Source organism: Haloferax sp. ATB1 (assembly GCF_000730175.1).
On sequence record NZ_JPES01000008.1, the window covers coordinates 1 to 19,606 of the forward strand.

18 protein-coding genes and 3 pseudogenes are annotated in these 19,606 nt (G+C 65.4%); 15 read left to right on the forward strand and 6 right to left on the reverse strand.

Going from position 1 to position 19,606, the window contains the following annotated elements; all coding sequences use genetic code 11:
* Window positions 1–111: 111 nt before the first annotated feature.
* The 3 genes from ATB1_RS01335 (at window position 112) to ATB1_RS01345 (ending at window position 2,278) form a co-directional block, all read left to right on the forward strand.
* Window positions 112–1,005, forward strand: coding sequence for a mechanosensitive ion channel family protein (locus ATB1_RS01335; RefSeq protein WP_042661919.1), 894 nt, complete (start codon window positions 112–114; stop codon window positions 1,003–1,005).
* Between the two features lie 227 nt (window positions 1,006–1,232).
* Window positions 1,233–1,661 (forward strand): 30S ribosomal protein S12, encoded by a 429-nt coding sequence (locus ATB1_RS01340; protein WP_004044570.1) that lies wholly within the window; start codon window positions 1,233–1,235, stop codon window positions 1,659–1,661.
* 2 nt (window positions 1,662–1,663) lie between these two features.
* Entirely contained in the window at window positions 1,664–2,278 is a 615-nt protein-coding gene (locus ATB1_RS01345; protein ID WP_042661920.1) for a 30S ribosomal protein S7, read from the forward strand.
* 99 nt (window positions 2,279–2,377) lie between these two features.
* Here ATB1_RS01345 and ATB1_RS01350 read toward each other — a convergent pair whose 3' ends face one another.
* Complete coding sequence (locus tag ATB1_RS01350) at window positions 2,378–3,133, reverse strand: DUF5781 family protein (RefSeq protein ID WP_042661921.1); 756 nt, start codon at window positions 3,131–3,133, stop codon at window positions 2,378–2,380.
* Between the two features lie 192 nt (window positions 3,134–3,325).
* Here ATB1_RS01350 and ATB1_RS01355 point away from each other — a divergent pair, with 192 nt between their 5' ends.
* Window positions 3,326–5,509, forward strand: a complete 2,184-nt coding sequence (locus tag ATB1_RS01355; RefSeq protein ID WP_042661922.1) for an elongation factor EF-2 — start codon at window positions 3,326–3,328, stop codon at window positions 5,507–5,509.
* Window positions 5,510–5,816: 307 nt separating this feature from the next.
* On the opposite strand, the gene ATB1_RS01360 is transcribed toward ATB1_RS01355, so the two are convergent.
* Complete coding sequence (locus ATB1_RS01360) at window positions 5,817–6,551, reverse strand: plastocyanin/azurin family copper-binding protein (RefSeq protein WP_042661923.1); 735 nt, start codon at window positions 6,549–6,551, stop codon at window positions 5,817–5,819.
* A 432-nt stretch (window positions 6,552–6,983) separates the two neighbouring features.
* On the opposite strand from ATB1_RS01360, the pseudogene ATB1_RS22750 reads away from it, so the two are divergent.
* From ATB1_RS22750 to ATB1_RS01395, 7 genes and pseudogenes are all read left to right on the forward strand, one after another.
* A pseudogene (locus tag ATB1_RS22750) lies at window positions 6,984–7,558 on the forward strand (amino acid-binding protein).
* Complete coding sequence (locus ATB1_RS01370) at window positions 7,555–8,508, forward strand: homoserine dehydrogenase (RefSeq protein WP_042661925.1); 954 nt, start codon at window positions 7,555–7,557, stop codon at window positions 8,506–8,508. The pseudogene ATB1_RS22750 and the gene ATB1_RS01370 overlap by 4 nt, the downstream one beginning before the upstream one ends.
* Window positions 8,509–8,699: 191 nt before the next feature.
* On the forward strand, window positions 8,700–9,968 hold the full coding sequence (gene tuf / locus ATB1_RS01375; protein ID WP_042661926.1) for a translation elongation factor EF-1 subunit alpha: 1,269 nt from the start codon (window positions 8,700–8,702) through the stop codon (window positions 9,966–9,968).
* A gap of 2 nt (window positions 9,969–9,970) precedes the next feature.
* Window positions 9,971–10,279, forward strand: a complete 309-nt coding sequence (gene rpsJ / locus ATB1_RS01380; protein ID WP_004044563.1) for a 30S ribosomal protein S10 — start codon at window positions 9,971–9,973, stop codon at window positions 10,277–10,279.
* Window positions 10,280–10,583: 304 nt separating this feature from the next.
* Complete coding sequence (locus ATB1_RS01385; RefSeq protein ID WP_042661927.1) at window positions 10,584–10,784, forward strand: hypothetical protein; 201 nt, start codon at window positions 10,584–10,586, stop codon at window positions 10,782–10,784.
* A 95-nt stretch (window positions 10,785–10,879) separates the two neighbouring features.
* A complete protein-coding gene (locus tag ATB1_RS01390) occupies window positions 10,880–11,254 on the forward strand; it encodes a hypothetical protein (protein WP_042661928.1) in 375 nt (124 codons plus the stop codon).
* A gap of 82 nt (window positions 11,255–11,336) precedes the next feature.
* A complete protein-coding gene (locus tag ATB1_RS01395; RefSeq protein ID WP_004065334.1) occupies window positions 11,337–11,576 on the forward strand; it encodes a hypothetical protein in 240 nt (79 codons plus the stop codon).
* 137 nt (window positions 11,577–11,713) lie between these two features.
* Here ATB1_RS01395 and ATB1_RS01400 read toward each other — a convergent pair whose 3' ends face one another.
* Both ATB1_RS01400 and ATB1_RS01405 read right to left on the reverse strand, forming a co-directional pair.
* Window positions 11,714–13,033, reverse strand: coding sequence for a ribonuclease R family protein (locus ATB1_RS01400; RefSeq protein WP_042661929.1), 1,320 nt, complete (start codon window positions 13,031–13,033; stop codon window positions 11,714–11,716).
* Window positions 13,034–13,152: 119 nt separating this feature from the next.
* Window positions 13,153–13,465 (reverse strand): annotated as a pseudogene (locus ATB1_RS01405) (hypothetical protein).
* Window positions 13,466–13,673: 208 nt separating this feature from the next.
* Between ATB1_RS01405 and ATB1_RS01410 the strand changes: the two are divergent.
* Window positions 13,674–14,153 (forward strand): RNA-binding protein, encoded by a 480-nt coding sequence (locus tag ATB1_RS01410; protein ID WP_004969073.1) that lies wholly within the window; start codon window positions 13,674–13,676, stop codon window positions 14,151–14,153.
* 45 nt (window positions 14,154–14,198) lie between these two features.
* Here the strand turns inward: ATB1_RS01410 and ATB1_RS01415 are convergent, their stop codons facing one another.
* The gene (locus tag ATB1_RS01415) at window positions 14,199–14,879 is read right to left on the reverse strand and encodes a DUF1028 domain-containing protein (RefSeq protein WP_042661930.1); all 681 of its coding nucleotides are present in this window, start codon (window positions 14,877–14,879) and stop codon (window positions 14,199–14,201) included.
* A 219-nt stretch (window positions 14,880–15,098) separates the two neighbouring features.
* On the opposite strand from ATB1_RS01415, the gene sepF reads away from it, so the two are divergent.
* The 3 genes and pseudogenes from sepF (at window position 15,099) to ATB1_RS01430 (ending at window position 19,082) form a co-directional block, all read left to right on the forward strand.
* On the forward strand, window positions 15,099–15,455 hold the full coding sequence (gene sepF, locus ATB1_RS01420) for a cell division protein SepF (protein WP_004969075.1): 357 nt from the start codon (window positions 15,099–15,101) through the stop codon (window positions 15,453–15,455).
* Window positions 15,456–15,577: 122 nt separating this feature from the next.
* Window positions 15,578–18,529: pseudogene (uvrA, locus tag ATB1_RS01425) on the forward strand (excinuclease ABC subunit UvrA).
* Window positions 18,530–18,659: 130 nt separating this feature from the next.
* Entirely contained in the window at window positions 18,660–19,082 is a 423-nt protein-coding gene (locus ATB1_RS01430; protein WP_082256224.1) for a hypothetical protein, read from the forward strand.
* A gap of 35 nt (window positions 19,083–19,117) precedes the next feature.
* Here ATB1_RS01430 and ATB1_RS01435 read toward each other — a convergent pair.
* On the reverse strand, window positions 19,118–19,606 hold a 489-nt coding region (locus tag ATB1_RS01435; RefSeq protein ID WP_042661932.1), incomplete at its 5' end, for a hypothetical protein.

A 19,606-nucleotide genomic window follows, 5' to 3' on the forward strand; every position in this document is an offset into this window, starting at 1 on the left:
ACCGCGCGCGAACTGGCGCGTCGCCACTACGACATCGACGACATCCAGTTGACGTAGGGCGGCGGTCGACGCGACCACACGTTTTTGTCCCCACCGAACGGCGAGCTACGCATGTCGCCGATACGACAGTCGTTGGGGGTCGCAGTCGGGCAACTCGACCCGACGGGGTTTTCGGAGTACGAGGAGCTCGCGAGCGCGACCGCGGGGTTCGCCGCGGCGGCGGTCGCGGTCTATCTCGTCGGTCGGCTGCTCGTGGTCCCCGCGGTGACGAGGCTCGTCGGCTCCCGCAACCGGAACAACCCGACGCTGAAGTCGGCGACGGAGACCTACGCGCACGCCTTCGTCATCGTCGTCGCCGCGCTCGCCGGCGTCATCGGCGCGGGGTACGCGTCGGTCCTGACCGACACGGCGCTCATCGTCGCGGCGCTGACGCTCGTCGTCGGCGTCGCCGGACAGGAGGTCATCGGCGCGCTCATCAGCGGCCTCTTTCTCGTGGCAGACCCGGACTTCAACGTCGGCGACTGGATATCGTGGCCCGGCGGCGAGGGCGTCGTCGAGGCGGTCGACTTCCGGGTCACGCGCGTACGGACGGTGAACAACGAGACCATCTCGGTGCCGAACACGGAGCTCACGACGAACGCGCTTACCCGACCGTACGGCCGAGAGCGCTACCGAATCACCGAGCGCGTCGACGTCGCGTACGCCGACGACACGGAGCTGGCGCTCCGCGAACTCGTCGAGACGGCGCGGGAGGACGACCGCGTGCTGGACGAGCCGGAGCCGACCGCGCGCATCCTCGAATTCGCCGGGAGTTCGGTCGGGCTGCAGGCGGAGTTCTGGGTCGCCTCGCCGATGGACGTGAGCCTCGTCGACGTCCGCTCGGGGTTCCGGCGTCGGGTCAAGCGACGATTCGACGAGGAGGGGCTGACGCTCGGACCGGCGTCGGGACGGGAGGTCAGCGGTCGCCTCGACGTCGACCTCGTCGGCGAGCGCGGCGGCGAGTGACCCGGTCGACCGGGGGCGAAAACGGCCGGTGTGGCGACGGTTCGCACGGAGGTCGAAACGACACCGTCTCCGGGCGGTTTAGTCGCTCTTCGACGCGGAGGTGCCGCCGTTCGAATCGTCGAAACGACCTCAGATTCCTCCTTAGGGGCCGCTAATCGCTCCTGAAGCCGTCTCGCCGGATTCGAAAAGGGAGGCTTAAGTAGCTCCATCTGGAACTGTTGTTCACTATGGCGAACGGCAAATACGCCGCGCGCAAGCTCAAGCAGGACCGGCAGAAGCGCCGCTGGTCCGACTCTGAGTACGCGCGCCGTGAGCGCGGTCTCGGCAAGAAGTCCGACCCGCTTGAGGGTGCCCCGCAGGGTCGCGGCATCGTCCTTGAGAAGGTCGGTATCGAAGCAAAGCAGCCGAACTCGGCGATTCGGAAATGCGTCCGTGTTCAGCTCATCAAGAACGGAAAGCAGGTCACCGCCTTCTGTCCCGGTGACGGCGCGATTTCGTTCATCGACGAGCACGACGAAGTCACCATCGCCGGTATCGGCGGCGCGAAGGGTCGCGCGATGGGTGACCTTTCGGGCGTCAACTACAAGGTCGAGAAGGTCAACGGCGTCTCGATGATCGAACTCGTCCGCGGAAACGCCGAAAAGCCGGTGCGCTAACAATGTCGGAAAGCGACGCACCCGAGCCCGAGTCCCCCGCGAGCAGCGAGGAAGCGAAAGAGAACGCGCTTCTGTTCGGCGTCTGGGACGTCTCCGAGATGGAGTACACCGACCCCAGCATGAGCCGGTACATCAAGGCGACGCCCATCGCCCACACGATGGGTCGTCACGCCTCGAAGCAGTTCCAGAAGTCCGAGATTAGCATCGTCGAGCGGCTCATCAACCGCCTGATGCAGACCGAGGACAACACGGGACACAAACAGAAGACGAGCAAAATCGTCAAGGAAGCGTTCGAAATCGTCAACGAGCGCACCGAGGAGAACCCCGTGCAGGTGCTCATCCGCGCGGTCGAGAACGCCGGCCCCCGCGAGGAGACCGTCCGCCTCAAGTACGGCGGTATCTCGGTCCCGCAGGCCGTCGACGTCGCCCCGCAGCGCCGCGTCGACGAGGCGCTGAAGTTCATCGCGCAGGGTACCCTCAGCGGTTCCTACAAGTCCACGACCACCGCCGCCGAGGCGCTCGCACAACAGCTCATCGGCGCGGCCGACTACGACGTCCAGACGTACGCTATCTCCCAGAAAGAGGAGAAAGAGCGCGTCGCCGAAGCGGCCCGGTAATCTCTCCACTCTCTTTCGTTTTTCACCGCGACGAGTGACGACGCCGCACGGCGGGGTCGCTGGTTCGTTCGCCGCTTTCTCGCAGTCGTCGCGCGGCGTTCAGTCGGCCGCCACGCCGGGGTTGACGACGTAGTTTTTCACCACGTCCACGAGCGTCCGGCGGTACTCGCTTTTCGAGGGGTCAGCGGCGAGCGTCCGGAACCGCTCTTTGAACGTGTCGAGCGACACCGACGGCGCGTCGTCGGCCGCGGCGTGCGCGAGGTCGTACAGCCGGTGGTCCGGTTCGACGAGGTCGTGCCGTTCCACGAGCGCGAGGGCGAACGCGGCGTTCACGGCCGTGATTTCGGGGTCCGACCCCGCGGTGACGAGTCGAGAGCCCGGCCGCGCGGGCGACTGCGGTCGGTCGGCGAGCGCCGCGGCCAGTTGCGATTCGAGGAACTGGACGAGTTTGTCCGCGGGCGCGACAGACAGCGTCAGGTCGTCGGCGTAGATGTCCTTGCAGTGGTTGGCGATCTGGTAGCAGTGCGCGAGCTTTCGGCGCTCGACGGTCCGGCCCGCGAGGGCGAGGAAGACCGCCTCGCGCGTGGACTGGTAGTGCGAGACGTGGCCCTCCTCGTTTCGGGCCATGTGTGAGAGTTCGTGGAGCGCGAGTTCGCGAGCCATCGCGCTGGTGGCGGCCTGCCGGGAGATGTTGAGGACGTGGTGGTCCTGATAGTGGCCGGCCCACGTGCGGGAGTCGGGATCATCGCGAACGCGCACGAACACGGGGTACGAAAGCTCGAACTCGGTTTCGAACAGGTCGGCGGCGCTCAAGAACGGGTCTGCCGGTGCGCCCCCGACGACTCGGAGGTCCATTCAAGATTGAGAAATGTTATCAACCAACATGACTCTTGCGCCGACCGCGGCAACGAGATTCGCGTCCGGCGGACAGTCTCGCCTATCGTGACAAAAATGCTCATACCCCGGCGGTAGGGCGGCTGAAAATGGGAAATCCGCTCGGCAAAAACGACTACTCTTTTGACCCTCCTGCCGGTAGACCCCTGTATAATGGGCCGACGAAAGAAGATCGTCCAGGAATGTGAGAAACTGATGGACAAGCCGGAGCAGATCCGGAACATCGCCATCGCCGCTCACGTCGACCACGGTAAGACGACCCTCTCCGACAACCTCCTCGCAGGTGCGGGCATGATCTCTGACGAGACTGCCGGCCAGCAGCTCGCGATGGACACGAAGGAAGACGAACAGGAACGCGGCATCACCATCGACGCCGCAAACGTCTCGATGACCCACGAATGGGAAGGCGAGAACCACCTCATCAACCTCATCGACACGCCGGGCCACGTCGACTTCGGTGGCGACGTGACGCGCGCGATGCGCGCCGTCGACGGTGCGCTCGTCGTCGTCGACGCCGTCGAGGGTGCCATGCCGCAGACCGAGACGGTCCTGCGTCAGGCGCTCCGCGAGGGCGTCAAGCCGGCGCTTTTCATCAACAAGGTCGACCGCCTCATCAACGAACTGCAGGAAGGTCCCGAGGAGATGCAGAAGCGCCTCGTCGACGTCATCTCCGACGTCAACGAGCTCATCCGCGGGATGACCGAGGAGAAGGACTACGACTGGACGGTCTCCGTCGAAGACGGGACCGTCGCCTTCGGGTCCGCCCTCTACAAGTGGGGCGTCTCCATGCCGTCGATGGAGGAGACCGGTATCTCCTTCGGCGACATCATGGAACTCGAGCGCGGTGGCGACCGCCAGGAACTCCACGAGCGCACGCCGCTTTCGGACGTCGTCCTCGACATGGTCGCGGAGCACTTCCCCAACCCGCTCGACGCCCAGCCCCGTCGTATCCCGACGGTCTGGCGCGGTGACTCCGAGTCCGACCTCGCGCGCCAGATGCGCGAAGTCGACGACGACGGCGAAGTCGTCTTCATGGCGACCGACATCTCGATGGACCCCCACGCGGGCGAAATCGCGACGGGTCGCCTGTTCTCCGGCACCATCCGCAAGGGTCAGGAGCTCTACGTCTCCGGGACCGCGGGCAAGAACCGCGTCCAGTCCGTCGGTGTGTTCATGGGCGGCGAGCGCGAGGAACTCGACCGTGGTGTCCCCGCGGGGAACATCGCGGCCGTCACGGGCCTCCGTGACGCCATCGCCGGTTCCACCGTCTCGTCCGTCGAGATGACGCCGTTCGAGTCCATCGAGCACATCTCCGAGCCTGTCATCACGAAGTCCGTCGAGGCAGAGCGCATGGACGACCTGCCGAAGCTCATCCAGACGCTCCAGCAGGTCGCGAAGGAAGACCCGACCATCCGCATCGAGATCAACGAGGACACGGGCGAGCACCTCATCTCCGGCCAGGGCGAACTCCACCTCGAAGTCATCACCCAGCGTATCCGCGACAACCAGGGCATCCCGGTCCGCACCGGTGAGCCGATTGTCGTCTACCGCGAGCAGGTCCAGGGCAAGTCCCACGAGGTCGAGGGCGTCTCCCCGAACCGCCACAACAAGTTCTACATCACGGCGGAACCCCTCTCGCAGGACATCGTCGACTCCATCAAGCTCGGCGAAATCTCGATGGACATGCCCGAACTGGAGCGCCGCGAGGCGCTGCAGGAAGCCGGTATGGACAAGGACACGTCCCAGAACGTCGAACACATCCACGGGACGAACATCCTCATCGACGACACGAAGGGTATCCAGCACCTCAACGAGACGATGGAACTCGTCATCGAGGGTCTCGAAGAGGCGCTCGACGACGGTCCGCTCGCCGCGGAGCCCGTTCAGGGGACGCTCCTGCGCCTCCACGACGCGCGACTCCACGAGGACACCATCCACCGCGGTCCCGCCCAGGTCATCCCTGCGACGCGTGACGCGGTCCACCGCTCGCTCATCGCGGGTCAGGTGAAGCTCCTCGAACCCATCCAGAACGTCCGCATCGACGTCGCCTCCGAATACATGGGCTCGGCCTCCGGCGAGATTCAGGGTCGCCGCGGCCGCGTCGACGACATGTACCAGGAAGGTGACCTCATGGTCATCGAGGGCATCGCGCCCGTCGAAGAGATGATCGGCTTCTCGTCGGACATCCGTTCGGCAACGGAAGGTCGCGCCTCCTGGAACACGGAGAACGCCGGCTTCCGCGTGCTCTCGGACAACCTCCAGCGCGAGAAGATCATGGAGATCCGCGAGCGCAAGGGCATGAAGCTCGAGCTCTCGCAGGCTATCGACTACATCTAAGCGCGAGCCTTCGCGCCTTCTTTCGGTCACCGGCCCGGGAGCGACCGCAGTGTGTCACACTAACGGTCGCAGCGGTTGCTTCTCGCCGCTCCGTTTTCCGGTCGCTCGGTCGTCCCTTCAGGGGTGAACCGGACGACCAGGGACGCCGACGTCGAGCACCAATAGGCTTCCCGTACATTCGCTGTCCGATGAGAGTCCGAACGACGCCACCGTAACGGGCTCTCGAAACACCGCCCTTGACGTAGTACTGATTGATAAATAGAACAAATAAGAACGGAGATCGGCTTCACCGCCGCGTGGAGTTCGGTTACAGCGTCAGGTCTTCCCAGGCAACGCTTCCTTCGCTGACGATATTCTCCGGTGTCATCTCGGGAGCGCCCAGAACAGCTCCGGCGTTCGGAATCGGAAGCGGTCCGTATGTGTCCGACGGGACAGCTCCGTCGCCGGATACGACGATTCGGGCAACCATCCCGAGGGTGAGGTGGGGGAGGCAAAGCACGTCGTACACGCCCTGTTTCGTAAAGCGGTAGAGCCACGAGTCACCGCCCACCACCGGAGGCGACGTGAAACCGTGTGACGTTGGAACCCGGCTCGGTAACGTGAATACCGGAGGTTCGCTGAACTTCGGATGGAACGACGTCACCGTGTGAAGCCCATGGTGGACGCGGAATTCGACGACTTCGCCGGGGCGCACGTGCAGTCCAACCGGGTCGAAGATGAACTCCGCCGGAACCTCGTTCCCTGACTCGGGGTCAATCGGGAAGTCGTCGTGGATGTTCTCTTCGTGGGTGTGAAGTTCGACGACGTGGTCGACGAGTCCCGAGGGAACGGTGTCATCCGCCGAGTACGGCGCGCCGTACACCTCGTCGATTCGGTTTCCACGGCCGCTGGTCGCGGCTGCCGTCCCCCCGAGTGCCGACACGGCTGCACCCACACCGAATACTTTCAGCAGTGATCGCCGGTCGATTCCGTGATTCTTGATGACCTCTATCAGTTCGTCGTCGCTGAGTTCGAGGTCGTCGGTATCTGTTTGTTTGGTCATCTGTTTTCCTGCCGTCACTGTCCCACCGCGTGACGCGGCACGTGATGGCGTGTATACATCTACGGAAACCGGGTTTGCTACCCATCAACTAACTCGAATATTCTTCGCCTAAGGCTGACTTTCAGACGCTCGTTAGCACGACTGAAGCCGTGGGCTTCCGCCCAAATCACGTGATAATGAGCGCACGGCGGTCCGTTCTCTCCGACTGAGTCCCAACTGCCGCGGCCGAACTGCACTGACACCCATGTCAAATGCCAGCACGCTGTCGGCGTCGGCAAACCGTGTCGGCTACGAAGGCTTATACCGCGTGGCCGAATCACGGATACGTATGCGTAAGGGTACGTCTCTCGACTCCTGGCGCGACGACGCGAAACCACGACCGAACCGCGCGTCGCGGACAACAGCGTCGGGACGGCCCACGGGGGTGGGGCGATGAGCGCACAGGACCTCGACGGCGGGAGCGACGCCGAGACCGACGGGAGCGGCGAGATGCCGAAACCGCACACGATTCGGCTCGAACTCGTCGACGAGCCCGGACAGCTTTTGGCCGCGCTCAAGCCCATCTCCGACAACGGCGGTAACCTGCTTTCCATCTTCCACGAACGAGGGAGCCTGACTCCCCGCGGACACATCCCCGTGGAGGTCGACCTCGAATGCCCGCCCGACCGCTTCGAGCGAATCGTCGAGGCGCTCCGCGAGGCCGGCGTCAACGTCATCCGCGCCGGCGCGGAGCACTTCGGCGAGGAGGTAATGGTCATCCTCGTTGGCGACATCGTCGATTCCGACCTCTCGGACACGCTCCACCGCATCGAGTCCTCGGCGGACGCGACCCTACAGGACCTGTCGCTGTCCGCCCGCGAGGGGACTGACGAGGCGTCGAGCGCCCGACTCCGACTCGCGGTCCGATTGTCTCCGGCCGCGTCGACGAGACGCTGTCGGTCGTTCGCGACCTCGCCGCCGAGAAGGGACTGCACGTCGTCGAGCCGCTCGCGGAGGGATCCCAATGAGCCTCAGACTCGCAGTGCTCGGTGCGGGCGCGGTCGGCGGCTCGGTTCTCGACCTCGCGGGCGACTACGGTCACGATGTCGTCGCGTTCGCGGACTCGTCTTCCTCCGCGGTCGACCCCGCCGGGCTCGACCCGAGCGCGGTCCACGACCGAAAGGAACGCGAGGGCGTGGTCGGCGAGGCGGCCCCCGAGGCGGTGTTCGACGCCGACTACGACGTGTTGGTGGAGGCGACGCCGACGACGCTCGGCGACGCCGAACCCGGCTTTTCGCACGTCGAGCGCGCGCTGGCCGACGACCGTCACGTCGTGCTCGCGAACAAGGGTCCGGTCGCGGAACGGTACGCCGACCTGCGCGCGCTCGAAGCCGAAAGCGAGGGGACTGTCCAGTTTGAGGCCGCCGTCGGCGGCGCGATTCCCATCCTCTCGACCATCTCGGACCTCGGTGCGCCCCACGTGACGGCCGCGCGCGGCGTGTTGAACGGGACGGCGAACTTCATCCTCTCGCGGATGGCCGCCGAGGGACTCGACTACGAGCACGTGCTCGCGGAGGCACAGGACCTCGGCGTCGCCGAGGCGGACCCGACGTTCGACGTCGACGGCATCGACGCCGCGCTGAAGTTCGTCATCCTCGCGAACGTCCTCTCCGACGGCGAGACCGAGTACGCGCTCGACGACGCCGAGGTCGAGGGCATCCGCAACGTCCCGGGAACGGCGCTCGACCTCGCCGCCGAGGACGGTCGGACGGTCCGCCTCATCGGCGAGGCGACGGCCGACGGCGTCCGCGTCGCCCCGCGGCTGATTCCGCAGGGCTCCGCGCTGTCGGTCACGGGCACGCAGAACATCGTCCAGTTGGAGACCAAACACGCGGGCCAACTGAATATCAGCGGCCGCGGGGCGGGCGGTCCGGAGACGGCGACCGCCGTCCTGTCCGACGTTTCTCGCCTCGAATAGCGGCACAGGCGGCCCGTACCCTCTGTTTCTTTCGACTGTCGGTATCCACCGGACACTCCATTTCCGCGACCGTGGTATGGTTCCGCAAATCGCAGTACGGCGGTTAGACGGCCCGTAGCGCGTATCGAAATCGTTTTAGGGGTTTCAGCAAAAACATTCCCCACAGAGCGCCTTAGCGCGTGAACACACCAATGAGCGACAAACCCCACCAGAATCTGGCCATCATCGGCCACGTCGACCACGGTAAGAGTACGCTCGTCGGCCGACTCCTGTTCGAGACCGGCTCCGTCCCGGAGCACGTCATCGAGCAGCACCGAGAGGAAGCCGAGGAGAAGGGCAAGGGCGGATTCGAATTCGCCTACGTCATGGACAACCTCGCCGAAGAGCGCGAGCGCGGTGTCACCATCGACATCGCCCACCAGGAGTTCGACACGGACGAGTTCTACTTCACCATCGTCGACTGTCCTGGCCACCGCGACTTCGTCAAGAACATGATCACCGGTGCCTCGCAGGCTGACAACGCGGTTCTCGTCGTCGCCGCCGACGACGGTGTCGCGCCGCAGACCCGCGAGCACGTCTTCCTCGCCCGCACCCTGGGCATCGGCGAACTCATCATCGCGGTCAACAAGATGGACGTCGTCGACTACAGCGAAGACAAGTACAAGGACGTCAAGGAGCAGGTCAACAAGCTCCTCAAGCAGGTCCGCTTCAACTCCGACGACGCGACCTACGTCCCGATTTCGGCCTTCGAAGGCGACAACATCGCCGAGCGCTCCGACAACACGCCGTGGTACGACGGCGACATCCTGCTCGAAGCGCTCAACAACCTGCCGGCACCACCGCAGCCGCCGACGGACGCGCCGCTGCGCCTGCCCATCCAGGACGTCTACACCATCTCCGGCATCGGTACGGTCCCGGTCGGCCGTATCGAGACGGGTACCCTCAACCCCGGCGACAACGTGAGCTTCCAGCCCTCTGACGTCGGCGGCGAGGTCAAGACCGTCGAGATGCACCACGAGGAAGTCGACCAGGCCGGACCTGGCGACAACGTTGGTTTCAACGTTCGTGGCGTCGGCAAGGACGACATCCGCCGCGGCGACGTCTGTGGCCCGGCTGACGACCCGCCGAAGGTCGCCGAGACGTTCAAGGCGCAGGTCGTCGTCATGCAGCACCCCTCGGTCATCACCGCTGGCTACACGCCGGTCTTCCACGCCCACACGGCGCAGGTCGCGTGTACCATCGAGTCGATCGACCAGAAGCTCGACCCCGCGTCGGGCGAGGTTGCTGAGGAGAACCCGGACTTCATCAAGTCCGGCGACGCCGCTATCGTGACCGTCCGTCCGCAGAAGCCGCTCAGCATCGAGCCGTCCTCCGAGATTCCGGAGCTCGGCAGCTTCGCTGTCCGTGACATGGGTCAGACCATCGCGGCCGGCAAAGTGCTCGAAGTCAACGAGCGATAACGATGCAACAGGCACGCGTTCGGCTCGCCGGCACGAGTCCGGAAGACCTCGACGATATCTGCGACGACGTCCGCGAGATCGCGAACAAGACGGGCGTCAACCTCAGCGGGCCGATCCCGCTGCCCACGAAGACGCTCGAAGTCCCCGCCCGCAAATCGCCTGACGGCGAGGGGACGGCGACGTGGGAGCACTGGGAGATGCGCGTCCACAAGCGTCTCATCGACCTCGACGCTGACGAACGCGCTCTGCGCCAGCTGATGCGCGTTCAGGTTCCGAACGACGTCAGCATCGAGATCGTCCTCGAAGACTAACGACGGCGCTGTCCGGACCATCGGACCGCCCGTTCGTGACGGTCGGCCCGTCACACTCGCGGCTGTCGAGGCGCGCGTCCGGAGGACTCTGCCTCCGAGCTGACTTTCAGCGCTAAGGCGCGTGTCATCTCACTTCCGTTCGACGCGCGAGCAGATGCCCGCAGAATCGCCCGACGGAACGGGATGCTATCGCATGCCCGACCGCGGACAAAACATAGGGTATAAGTGTATCCCACGACTCCGTGGGAATGAGGGCTCGTAGATCAGTGGCAGATCGCTTCCTTCGCAAGGGCAAGAGTAACCAATGTTCGAGACACCGGCGTCAACCCAGGGATACGGTCCGGCCGTCGCAGTCTTTTGGGTGTACGTTCTCATCGCACTCGGGGTTACGCTGGGGCTTCGTCAGCTCGGGCTCCTGGATGAAGCGACGCTGTACGTCTTTCTTGGAGTCGGACTCGTCCTCCTCAAACCGTTCGTCCCGCTGTTCAAGCGGTACTCTCCGTAGTGGCATTGACTACCGAGCGTTCACTTCCGCCGAATCCTACACTTTCACCCCGCTCATGGCGGACCCTCTTACCGCCTCGCTCCGAGGGCGTCGGTATGGAAACACGACGAGGCGAACCCCCGTCGGACCCGACGGCCCTCTTTCGAGCTATCGTCTCGAAACTCCGCGAGACACGCCGCGGGGTCCACCAACACCGGATGGCGCAGGCGCTCCTTCAGAAGGACGCCAACGGGTCGCGGCTGGTCGGACTCGACGAGGACACCGAGCGGGCGGTCTTCTTCAACCCCGCGTCGCGGACGCTCGAACTGATACCCTTCGACCGGGAGGGAACGCACGAGGAGCGCGCGGAGGTGCTGTCGCGTCGGCTGAGCGACCCGTCGTCGTGGGTCGAGGCCAACGCGGCGAGGCTGTCGTGGGTCCACCCGCACTTCCGGTGGGCCTGCGGGTTGGACGACGCCGGGCGGTCGTGAGCCGAGAATCGTACGTCGTGGCCGACCGTGACCGGTGTCCGACCGTGAAGAATTATACGCACGCCGCGCGCACAACACGTCCATGAACGACGAGGAACTCGACGAACTCCGGTCGTCGCTCACGCCATACGAGTCCAGCGGTGGCGTCACCACCTACCAGAACACCGTCTCTATCGCCTGTCCGGCGTGCGAGAAACCGTTCGACGACTTGGTCGTCTGCGAGAACGACTACAACAGCCTCGAACTGAGCATGATGCTCGACCTCTGTGTGACCCAGCACGACGGCGACGTGCTGCTGTTCACGCACAAACAAGAGGAGTAACGCGGCCGGCGACGGCCGGACGCGGTCCACCGTTTCAGTCTCGCAGTTACCAGTCCGTCACCCCGCGCCCGTCTCGCCGGTAGCGGTCGGTGAACTTTCGTCGGCCAAAAACGAGTGGTTGTGCGACGAACGACCGGTTATTCGCGCGGCGGGAGGCCGTTTTCGTCGATGACTTCGCCGTCGTCGTCGACGGTGACGATGCCGCGGTTGTTGACCGCGTAGGGGTCCAAGCCGACTTCTTGGAGGAACTGCTTGTAGAGCCGTTCGGCCGTCTCGGCGTCCTTCTGGCGGTCCGAGGCGCGGTCACAGAGTTCGACGAGGTCCTCGGGCACGTCGTTCTCGTGGACGATCCAGTGGTTGATGAGGTCCGACAGCCGCCGGATGGGCGAGGTGAAGTGGCCGTAGATGTCGAAGTTGAGCGCGTAGTGGCCGCCGAAGGGGTCGTTCATGTACTTCGCGCGGGGCATGACCTTCAGCACGGCGCGCTGAATCTTGTTGAGGGTGCGGGAGTTCGCGCTCTCCAAAGCGTCGTTGACGGCCTTGCGGGGCTCGTCCCACGACGTGGACTTGATGCTCACGCCGTCGAGTTCGGTGATTTCGCGGAGCGCCTTGTCCCACTGGTCGGGGGTCGGCTGCGGGTGGACGCGGTACATCGCCTCGACGCCGCGGTTCCACATGAGTTCGTGCGTGACGGCCTTGTTCGCCTTCAGCATGCACTCTTCGATGATGGTATGGGCGCGGTCGCGGCTCGGGTTGAGGACCAGCGAGCCGTCTTCCTTGCGCTGTTCGTGGAGTTGGTCGGCGAGGTCGAAGACGAGGGAGTTCTCCTCGTGGAGGGGGAGGTCGGGGTCTTCCAGCCGGTTTTCACACTGCGTGTAGGTGAGCCGTTCGTTGGAGTGGATGACGGACTTGTAGATGTCGATAGACTCGAACGAGAGCGTGTCTTTCTTGATCTCCATCTCGACGGTGTGGGCGAGGCGGTCCTCCTCGGGGACGAGAGAACAGACCGTCTCGGCCAGCGCCGGCGGGAGCATGTGGATGGTGTAGGCGGGGAGGTAGACGGTGTTGCCGCGCTTGACGGCCTCGGCCCACATCTCCGAACCGGGGTGGACGTAGTGGGTCACGTCGGCGATGTGGACCCACAGCGTGTACGTCTCCTCGTTCTCGCGGATGCTCAGGGCGTCGTCGAAGTCCTGGGCGTCGACGGGGTCGGTCGTCCACGTCGTGAGGTCTCGGAGGTCCTTGCGGTGTTCCAACTCGTCTTCGATCTCCTCGTGGACGCCGTCGGTGCGCGCACGCGCCTCCGAGAGGACTTCCGGCGGGAACTTGTCTCGAATCTCGAACTCCTCGAACAGGTCCTCGCGCTTGTTCTGGAGGTGTCGCGCGAGTTCGGCGTCTATCTCCACCGGTCCTTGCCCTTCGGCGGTCCCGGCGTACGCCTGCGCGTCGTCTGACATAGCCCCGCACTAGACGGGGCAGGGAGAAATGAGTGTCGGGCACGAGCCGCGACGAGAAGGAAACGATATCGCTCGCGACCACGACCTCGGCCGTCTCGGCTGCACGGTCAGCGGACGCGCTACGTCGCTCGATGCGTGCCGCGCTTCGACCGCGGCGATTCGTACCGTTCTTTGACCGCGTCGAAGTAGCGAAGCAGGAACTCCTCGTTGGAGATGCTGTGTTCTTCGATGTCGATGAGGAGGCTGCTGTCAGAGTTCCTCGCGGGGCTGGACTGACAGAGGCCCCCGATAACAGGACTTACAGAGGTGTTCGAACCGCTTCCGCTCTGTGCCGTTCCCAGCGCGTTTCCCTCTTTGTCGTACTCGCGTCGCCGCCGACCGGAGGACCGCGTCACCGCATGCGATGCACACGACACGTTTCCGGATCGCCACGTATCGTCCGGGAGTCGCCACATATCGTACTTAGGAGTGGACCCAATCGTACTTAGCAGTCTTATGCGCTGTCACAGTCTGACGCGCGTCGGTACGGGATGCAACGAGGTGACTAGCGTCGGGTCGCGCCCGTCAGACTCCGGGCGGTGTCGCCGACTACTCGATTCGGAGCGGTCGATTTATCGGCCGTGAGCGTCCACGACCCGGTATGAAGGTCAAGTCCCGCCACCACCTCCGAAGCGACGAAATCGACGCGCTGTGCGACTCCATCGAATCGTCCCTCGGCGTCGCCCTCGACGGCGACGCGTTCGAGGCGGTCGAGTTCGCCGACGCCGACTACGAGGTCGTCCTCGTCGACGGCGAGCCGGCGGTCATGTACGTCGACGACCAGCCGTTTCTCACGGTCAAGGGCGCGAACCAGTTCCCGCCGACGACGAACGTCGTCACGGTCGACGCGGGCGCGGTTTCGTTCGTCTCCAGCGGGGCCGACGTGATGCGCCCCGGCATTACCGAGGCCGACGACACCATCGAGGCGGGCGACCTGGTCGTCATCGCGGAGGAGACCCACGGCAAGGTGCTCGCCGTGGGTCGCGCGCTCGAAGACGGGGCCGACCTCGTCGGCGACTCCGGCAAGGTCGTCGAGTCAATCCACCACGTCGGCGACGACCTCTTCGAGTTCTCGGTCTGACCCGCGGTCGCAGGACTCGGCGCACGCCGTGTGCGCTCCTCTCGGCTACGCTTCGGCGTACTTCTCCAGCGCCGCCTCGTACCCCTCCCGCGCCATCGAGAACGTCTCTCGAAGGTCGCGCAGCGGCGTCTCCGTCGCGTCGACCCGGAGGTCGTTGTAGTACGGCTCCATCTCGCGGTCCTCGGTCGAGGTCACAACGACGGCCGCGCTCTGGATAGCGAGGTCGTCGCGCTTGTCGCCGCCCGCGGCGTGTCCCGCGCCGAGCGCGTCGATGAGGCGCTTCGCGAGCGGTTCGTCGCCGTCGGCGTTCCGCTCGTAGGCGTCGGCGGCGGCTTCGACGACTTCCGCGCCCGTGAGCAGGTTGCCGGCGACGGTGTAGTCGTCGCCCTCGCGGTGGCCCGCCCAGCCGAGGCAGTCATCGCCGGTGAAGGCGAACGTCGCCTCGGAGCCGACGCCGTGGAGTTGTCGCTCCGCCCGGCCGTCGTCGGCGTTTAACAGCGCCTGCAGGGTGTCGTCGACGGCGAGACCGTCTTCGAGGTAGTCCAGACCCTTCTCCCCGAGTTCGACGTTCGTCAGCGCCTGTGTCGCCACCGCGCCGTGTTCACTTGCAAACGGACAGAGTGCGCCGACCCCCGGCAGGCGGGTCGTCACGGCGACGCCGAAGCGGTGCTGGTCGTCGCCGTCGGCGTCGACGTACGACTCGCGGACGCAGATGCTGAAAGTCATCGTGTTCGTCTGCTCCCGCGCGCCGCGAGGTAAAAACACCCGGCGAAACGCCGCGCCCGGCGCGCGCGTCGGCCGTCAGCAGGAATCGACGCCTCCCGCGACACCATCCTCGTGTGACGGTGCTGCCGTCGATTCGTCCGGTCTCACCCCTCAGACATGTCTGAAGGGAGACAATCGTCTGACGTAAGAACTAACCCCGTTGTGGCCTCTCTACGTCCTATGGGTATCATGAGTAAGATTCTCGGTGGTGGTGGTTCCCGAACGACCGAGGACTACGTCGAACTCGACCTCGACGACTTCGACACCGCTCGCGGCGACGCCGGACTCTCGGTTCACATCGCCGAAATCGGCGGCCAGCAGGACGTTATCGCCATCAAAGACGCCGTTTACGACGGCAATCTGGTCATCGCGGACATCACCCGTCACACGACCTCCGACAACACGATGGAACACATCATCGACGACCTCCGGCAGGTCGCGCGTGAGGTCGACGGCGACATCGTCCAGAAAGGCGACGACCAGATCGTCATCACGCCGACGGGCATCTCCATCTCGCGGCAGAAGCTCAACGGCTGACGACCGGCGGACGACACCCCGCTTACCACTCCGATTTCTCCCCGACTCGCAGACGCGAGCGATGCGGTTCGAACGGCCCGAACCGATGCCTATTCGGTCCTCTCGTTCCTAGAGTCGTCCGAATGAGCAAGGACTACATCGAGGTTCGCGGTGCCGAAGAGCACAACCTCAAGAACCTCGACGTTCGCATCCCCCGCGAGACGTTCACCGTCGTCACCGGCCTGTCGGGGTCAGGCAAGTCCTCCCTCGCGTTCGACACCGTCTACGCGGAGGGCCAGCGGCGGTACATCGAGTCGCTTTCGGCCTACGCGCGGAACTTCCTCGGCCAGATGGACAAGCCGAAGGTCGAGGCCGTCGAGGGCCTCTCGCCCGCCATCTCCATCGACCAGAAGAACGGGGCCAACAACCCTCGGTCGACCGTCGGGACCGTCACCGAACTCCACGACTACCTCCGCCTCCTGTACGCCCGCGTTGGCACCCAGTACGACCCCATCACGGGCGAGGAGGTCGGCGAGCAGTCCGCACAGGACATGGTCGACCAGATTCTCGAACTCCCCGAGGGCACCCGCGCGAAGGTCGTCGCGCCGGTCGTCCGCGACCAGAAAGGCGAGTTCAAAGACCTGTTTTCGGACCTCGTCTCCGAGGGCTACGCCCGCGTCGAGGTCGACGGCGAGGAGTTCGACCTCTCGTTCGAGACGCCCGAACTCGACAAGAACTACGACCACACCATCGACGTGGTCGTCGACCGCGTGAAGGTCGCCCCAGAGGCGCGCTCGCGCATCGCCGACTCCGTCGAGACCGCGCTGGACGAGGCCGGCGGCGTGCTCAAACTCATCGTCCCCGACCCGCCCGAAGAACCTCCCCTTCGCCTCCAACACCCGGTCGACCGGGTCGCTCGCGGGCGAGGGCGACGACCGCCTCGTCGTCGAGTTCTCCGAGGAACTCGGCAATCCGAACTCGTCGTTCCGCTTTTCGGAAATCGAGACGCGGTCGTTCTCGTTCAACAGCCCCCACGGGGCCTGCCCGGAGTGCGAGGGCCTCGGCAAGGCCAAGGAGGTCGACCCCGACCTCGTCGTCACCGAGCCGTCGAAGCCGCTCAAGCACGTCTTCGAGCCGTGGAGCTACAACCGGACGTACTACCGCCGCCAGCTCGACAACGTCGCCGACCACTTCGGCGTCAGCGTGGACACCCCGTTCGAGGAGCTTTCCGACGAGGTGCAGGACGCCTTCCTGTTCGGCACCACCGAAGACGTGGTGTTCGAGTGGACGACGAAGAACGGCACGCGCCACAAGGAACACCCCTTCGAGGGCGTCGTCGGCAACCTCGAACGCCGCCACGTCGAGACCGACTCCGACCGGACGCGCGACCACATCGAGGAGTTCATGGCCGTCACGACCTGTCCGGACTGCAACGGGTCGCGGCTCAAAGAGCAGTCCCGCCACGTCCGCGTCGGCGGCACGACGCTCCCCGAGGTCAACCGCATGACCATCGCGGGCGCGCTCGAACACTTCGAGGGCCTCGAACGCGACCTCTCGGAGCGCGACCGGACCATCGCACAGGAGATTCTCAAGGAGATTCGCGCCCGCCTCGGCTTCATGACCGAGGTCGGCCTCGAATACCTCACCCTGGACCGCGAGGCCGCCACGCTCTCGGGCGGCGAGTCCCAGCGCATCCGCCTCGCCACGCAGGTCGGCTCCGGCCTCGTGGGCGTCCTCTACGTCCTCGACGAGCCGTCTATCGGCCTCCACCAGCGCGACAACGACAAACTGCTCAACACGCTCGAAGGCCTCCGCGACCTCGGTAACACGCTCATCGTCGTCGAACACGACGAGGAGACGATGCGCCGGGCCGACGAAATCATCGACATGGGCCCCGGCCCGGGCAAGCGCGGCGGCGAGGTCGTCGCGCAGGGCGACTTCGACGACATCGTCGCGGCCGACGACTCCATCACGGCCGACTACCTCTCGGGCCGCAAGGACATCGACGTGCCCGACGCGCGCCGCGACGGCGACGGTGAACTCGTTCATTCGCGGCGCGCGCCAGCACAACCGTCGACGACCTCGACGTGCCGATTCCCCTCGGGACGTTCACGGCCGTCACCGGCGTCTCGGGGTCGGGCAAGTCCACCCTGATGCACGAGATTCTCTACAAGGGGCTCGCGCGCCGGATGAACGACAACACCTCAGTCGACCCCGGCGAGCACGACGCCATCGACGGCTACGACGAAATCGAGACGGTCCGGCTCATCGACCAGTCGCCCATCGGTCGGACCCCGCGGTCGAACCCGGCGACGTACACCGGCGTCTTCGACTACGTCCGCGAGCTGTTCGCCGAGACGAAGCTCTCGAAACAGCGCGGCTACGAGAAGGGTCGGTTCTCCTTCAACGTCAAGGGCGGCCGCTGTGAGGCCTGCAAGGGACAGGGCAACGTCAAAATCGAGATGAACTTCCTCTCGGACGTGTACGTGCCCTGCGAGGAGTGTAACGGCGCGCGCTACAACGCCGAGACGCTCGACGTGACGTACAAGGACAGGACCATCGCCGACGTGCTCGACATGGAGGTCGACGAGGCGCTCGACTTCTTCGAGGCGAACTCGCAGATTCGCCGCCGCCTCCAACTGCTCCACGACGTGGGCCTCGGCTACATGCAGCTCGGCCAGCCGTCGACCACCCTCTCCGGCGGCGAGGCCCAGCGCGTCAAACTCGCCGAGGAACTCGGCAAGAAGCAGACCGGCGACACGCTCTACCTGCTCGACGAGCCGACGACCGGCCTCCACAAGGAAGACGAGCGAAAGCTCATCGAGGTGCTCCAGCGCCTCGTCGACAACGGCAACACCGTCCTCGTGGTCGAACACGAACTCGACCTCGTGAAGAACGCCGACCACATCGTCGACCTCGGTCCCGAGGGCGGCGCGGGCGGCGGCACTATCGTCGCCAGCGGCACGCCCGAGGAAATCGCTGAAAACCCTGACTCCCACACGGGCCGGTACCTCCGCGACTACCTCCCCGACGTGGACGAGGAGGGCCCGCGCTCGGACCGCCGCAAGCCCGCGAAAGTGGCGAACGACGACTGAGCCGGCCGTAGTCGCGGAGTTCCGTTTTCGACGCTCGTTTCGCGCTGACGGTCGCTCGCTCGCCAGTGGTCGATTTCGCCGATCAAACTACTCTGGGGAAAAACATTTCTTATCGTTTCACGTCAGAATCATGTGTATGTCACGCATACTCAAAACGTCGGGGTTCCTCGGGCTCGCGACGATGATGGTGGTGGGGCTGTACCAGTACACGCTGCTGGAATCGGGAGGCGTGCCGTCGTGGCTGGTGGGCGGGCACGCGCACTTGGGCGTGCTCTCGATTCTCGCGGTCGTGATGGGGTTCGCGGTTGACGCGTTCGCGCTGACGGGGCGGCTCCGGGCCGCGGTAAGCGGACTGTTCGTCGTCGGACAGTGGCTGTTGCCGCTCACTATCTGGATCGGCGTCGGGTTCGGACTCATGTTCCTGATTCCGACGACATTCCTGTGGGGAGTCTGTCTCATCGTCTCCATGCTCATCATGGCGTGGCAGGCGTGGGTGAGCGAGCCGACGACGCCCGGCGGGATGCCCGGTCCCGCGTCGCCGGCTGACGACTGAGCGCGCGAACCGATTTTTCTTCGCCGACGCTGCCCTCAGCGCCGCCGGTACCACCAGTAGCCGACGCCCGCGAGCGCGAGGACCACGACGAGCGCCGGGAAGAGGGGGAACGTCGTCGCCGGTTCGACCACCTCGACGGCGACCCGCTGGGTGCCCGTCGAGAGCTGTCGGCCGGCGTTGTCCTCGTAGCTCACCTCGACGCCGACGACCTGCGTCTTCGGGACGGCGTCGCCGCTCACTTCCAGGTCGAAGACGACGAGGCGCGTCTCGCCGGCGTCGAGTCGCGGGACGAACGCGACGGCGTCCTCGCTCGAAAGCGGCTCCTCGGCGACGAGTCTGACCGTCACGTCGGTCTGCGGCGTCGACTCGGTGTTCGTCACCGCGAGGACGAGTCGGCCGGTCGAGTCCACCTCGAACGTCGCGTTCCGCGGTTCGACCGCGACGGCCGGGTCGCCGGTGCTCACGGCCGCGAGCACGTCGGTCCGGTCGGCCGCGCGCAGTTCGTCGCCCGGCGGCCGGTACTC

Bases quoted from the DNA above. Each gene is read 5' to 3' on its own strand.
- ATB1_RS01400 (WP_042661929.1), bottom strand. From the start codon at position 13,033: ATGTCAGACGACGCGCAGGCGTACGCCGGGACCGCCGAAGGGCAAGGA.
- ATB1_RS01370 (WP_042661925.1), top strand. From the start codon at position 7,555: ATGAGCCTCAGACTCGCAGTGCTCGGTGCGGGCGCGGTCGGCGGCTCG.
- ATB1_RS01395 (WP_004065334.1), top strand. From the start codon at position 11,337: ATGAACGACGAGGAACTCGACGAACTCCGGTCGTCGCTCACGCCATAC.
- ATB1_RS01385 (WP_042661927.1), top strand. From the start codon at position 10,584: ATGTTCGAGACACCGGCGTCAACCCAGGGATACGGTCCGGCCGTCGCA.
- rpsJ (WP_004044563.1), top strand. From the start codon at position 9,971: ATGCAACAGGCACGCGTTCGGCTCGCCGGCACGAGTCCGGAAGACCTC.
- ATB1_RS01360 (WP_042661923.1), bottom strand. From the start codon at position 6,551: ATGACCAAACAAACAGATACCGACGACCTCGAACTCAGCGACGACGAA.
- sepF (WP_004969075.1), top strand. From the start codon at position 15,099: ATGGGTATCATGAGTAAGATTCTCGGTGGTGGTGGTTCCCGAACGACC.
- ATB1_RS01350 (WP_042661921.1), bottom strand. From the start codon at position 3,133: ATGGACCTCCGAGTCGTCGGGGGCGCACCGGCAGACCCGTTCTTGAGC.
- ATB1_RS01415 (WP_042661930.1), bottom strand. From the start codon at position 14,879: ATGACTTTCAGCATCTGCGTCCGCGAGTCGTACGTCGACGCCGACGGC.
- ATB1_RS01355 (WP_042661922.1), top strand. From the start codon at position 3,326: ATGGGCCGACGAAAGAAGATCGTCCAGGAATGTGAGAAACTGATGGAC.
- ATB1_RS01430 (WP_082256224.1), top strand. From the start codon at position 18,660: ATGTGTATGTCACGCATACTCAAAACGTCGGGGTTCCTCGGGCTCGCG.
- tuf (WP_042661926.1), top strand. From the start codon at position 8,700: ATGAGCGACAAACCCCACCAGAATCTGGCCATCATCGGCCACGTCGAC.
- ATB1_RS01340 (WP_004044570.1), top strand. From the start codon at position 1,233: ATGGCGAACGGCAAATACGCCGCGCGCAAGCTCAAGCAGGACCGGCAG.
- ATB1_RS01345 (WP_042661920.1), top strand. From the start codon at position 1,664: ATGTCGGAAAGCGACGCACCCGAGCCCGAGTCCCCCGCGAGCAGCGAG.
- ATB1_RS01335 (WP_042661919.1), top strand. From the start codon at position 112: ATGTCGCCGATACGACAGTCGTTGGGGGTCGCAGTCGGGCAACTCGAC.
- ATB1_RS01390 (WP_042661928.1), top strand. From the start codon at position 10,880: ATGGAAACACGACGAGGCGAACCCCCGTCGGACCCGACGGCCCTCTTT.
- ATB1_RS01410 (WP_004969073.1), top strand. From the start codon at position 13,674: ATGAAGGTCAAGTCCCGCCACCACCTCCGAAGCGACGAAATCGACGCG.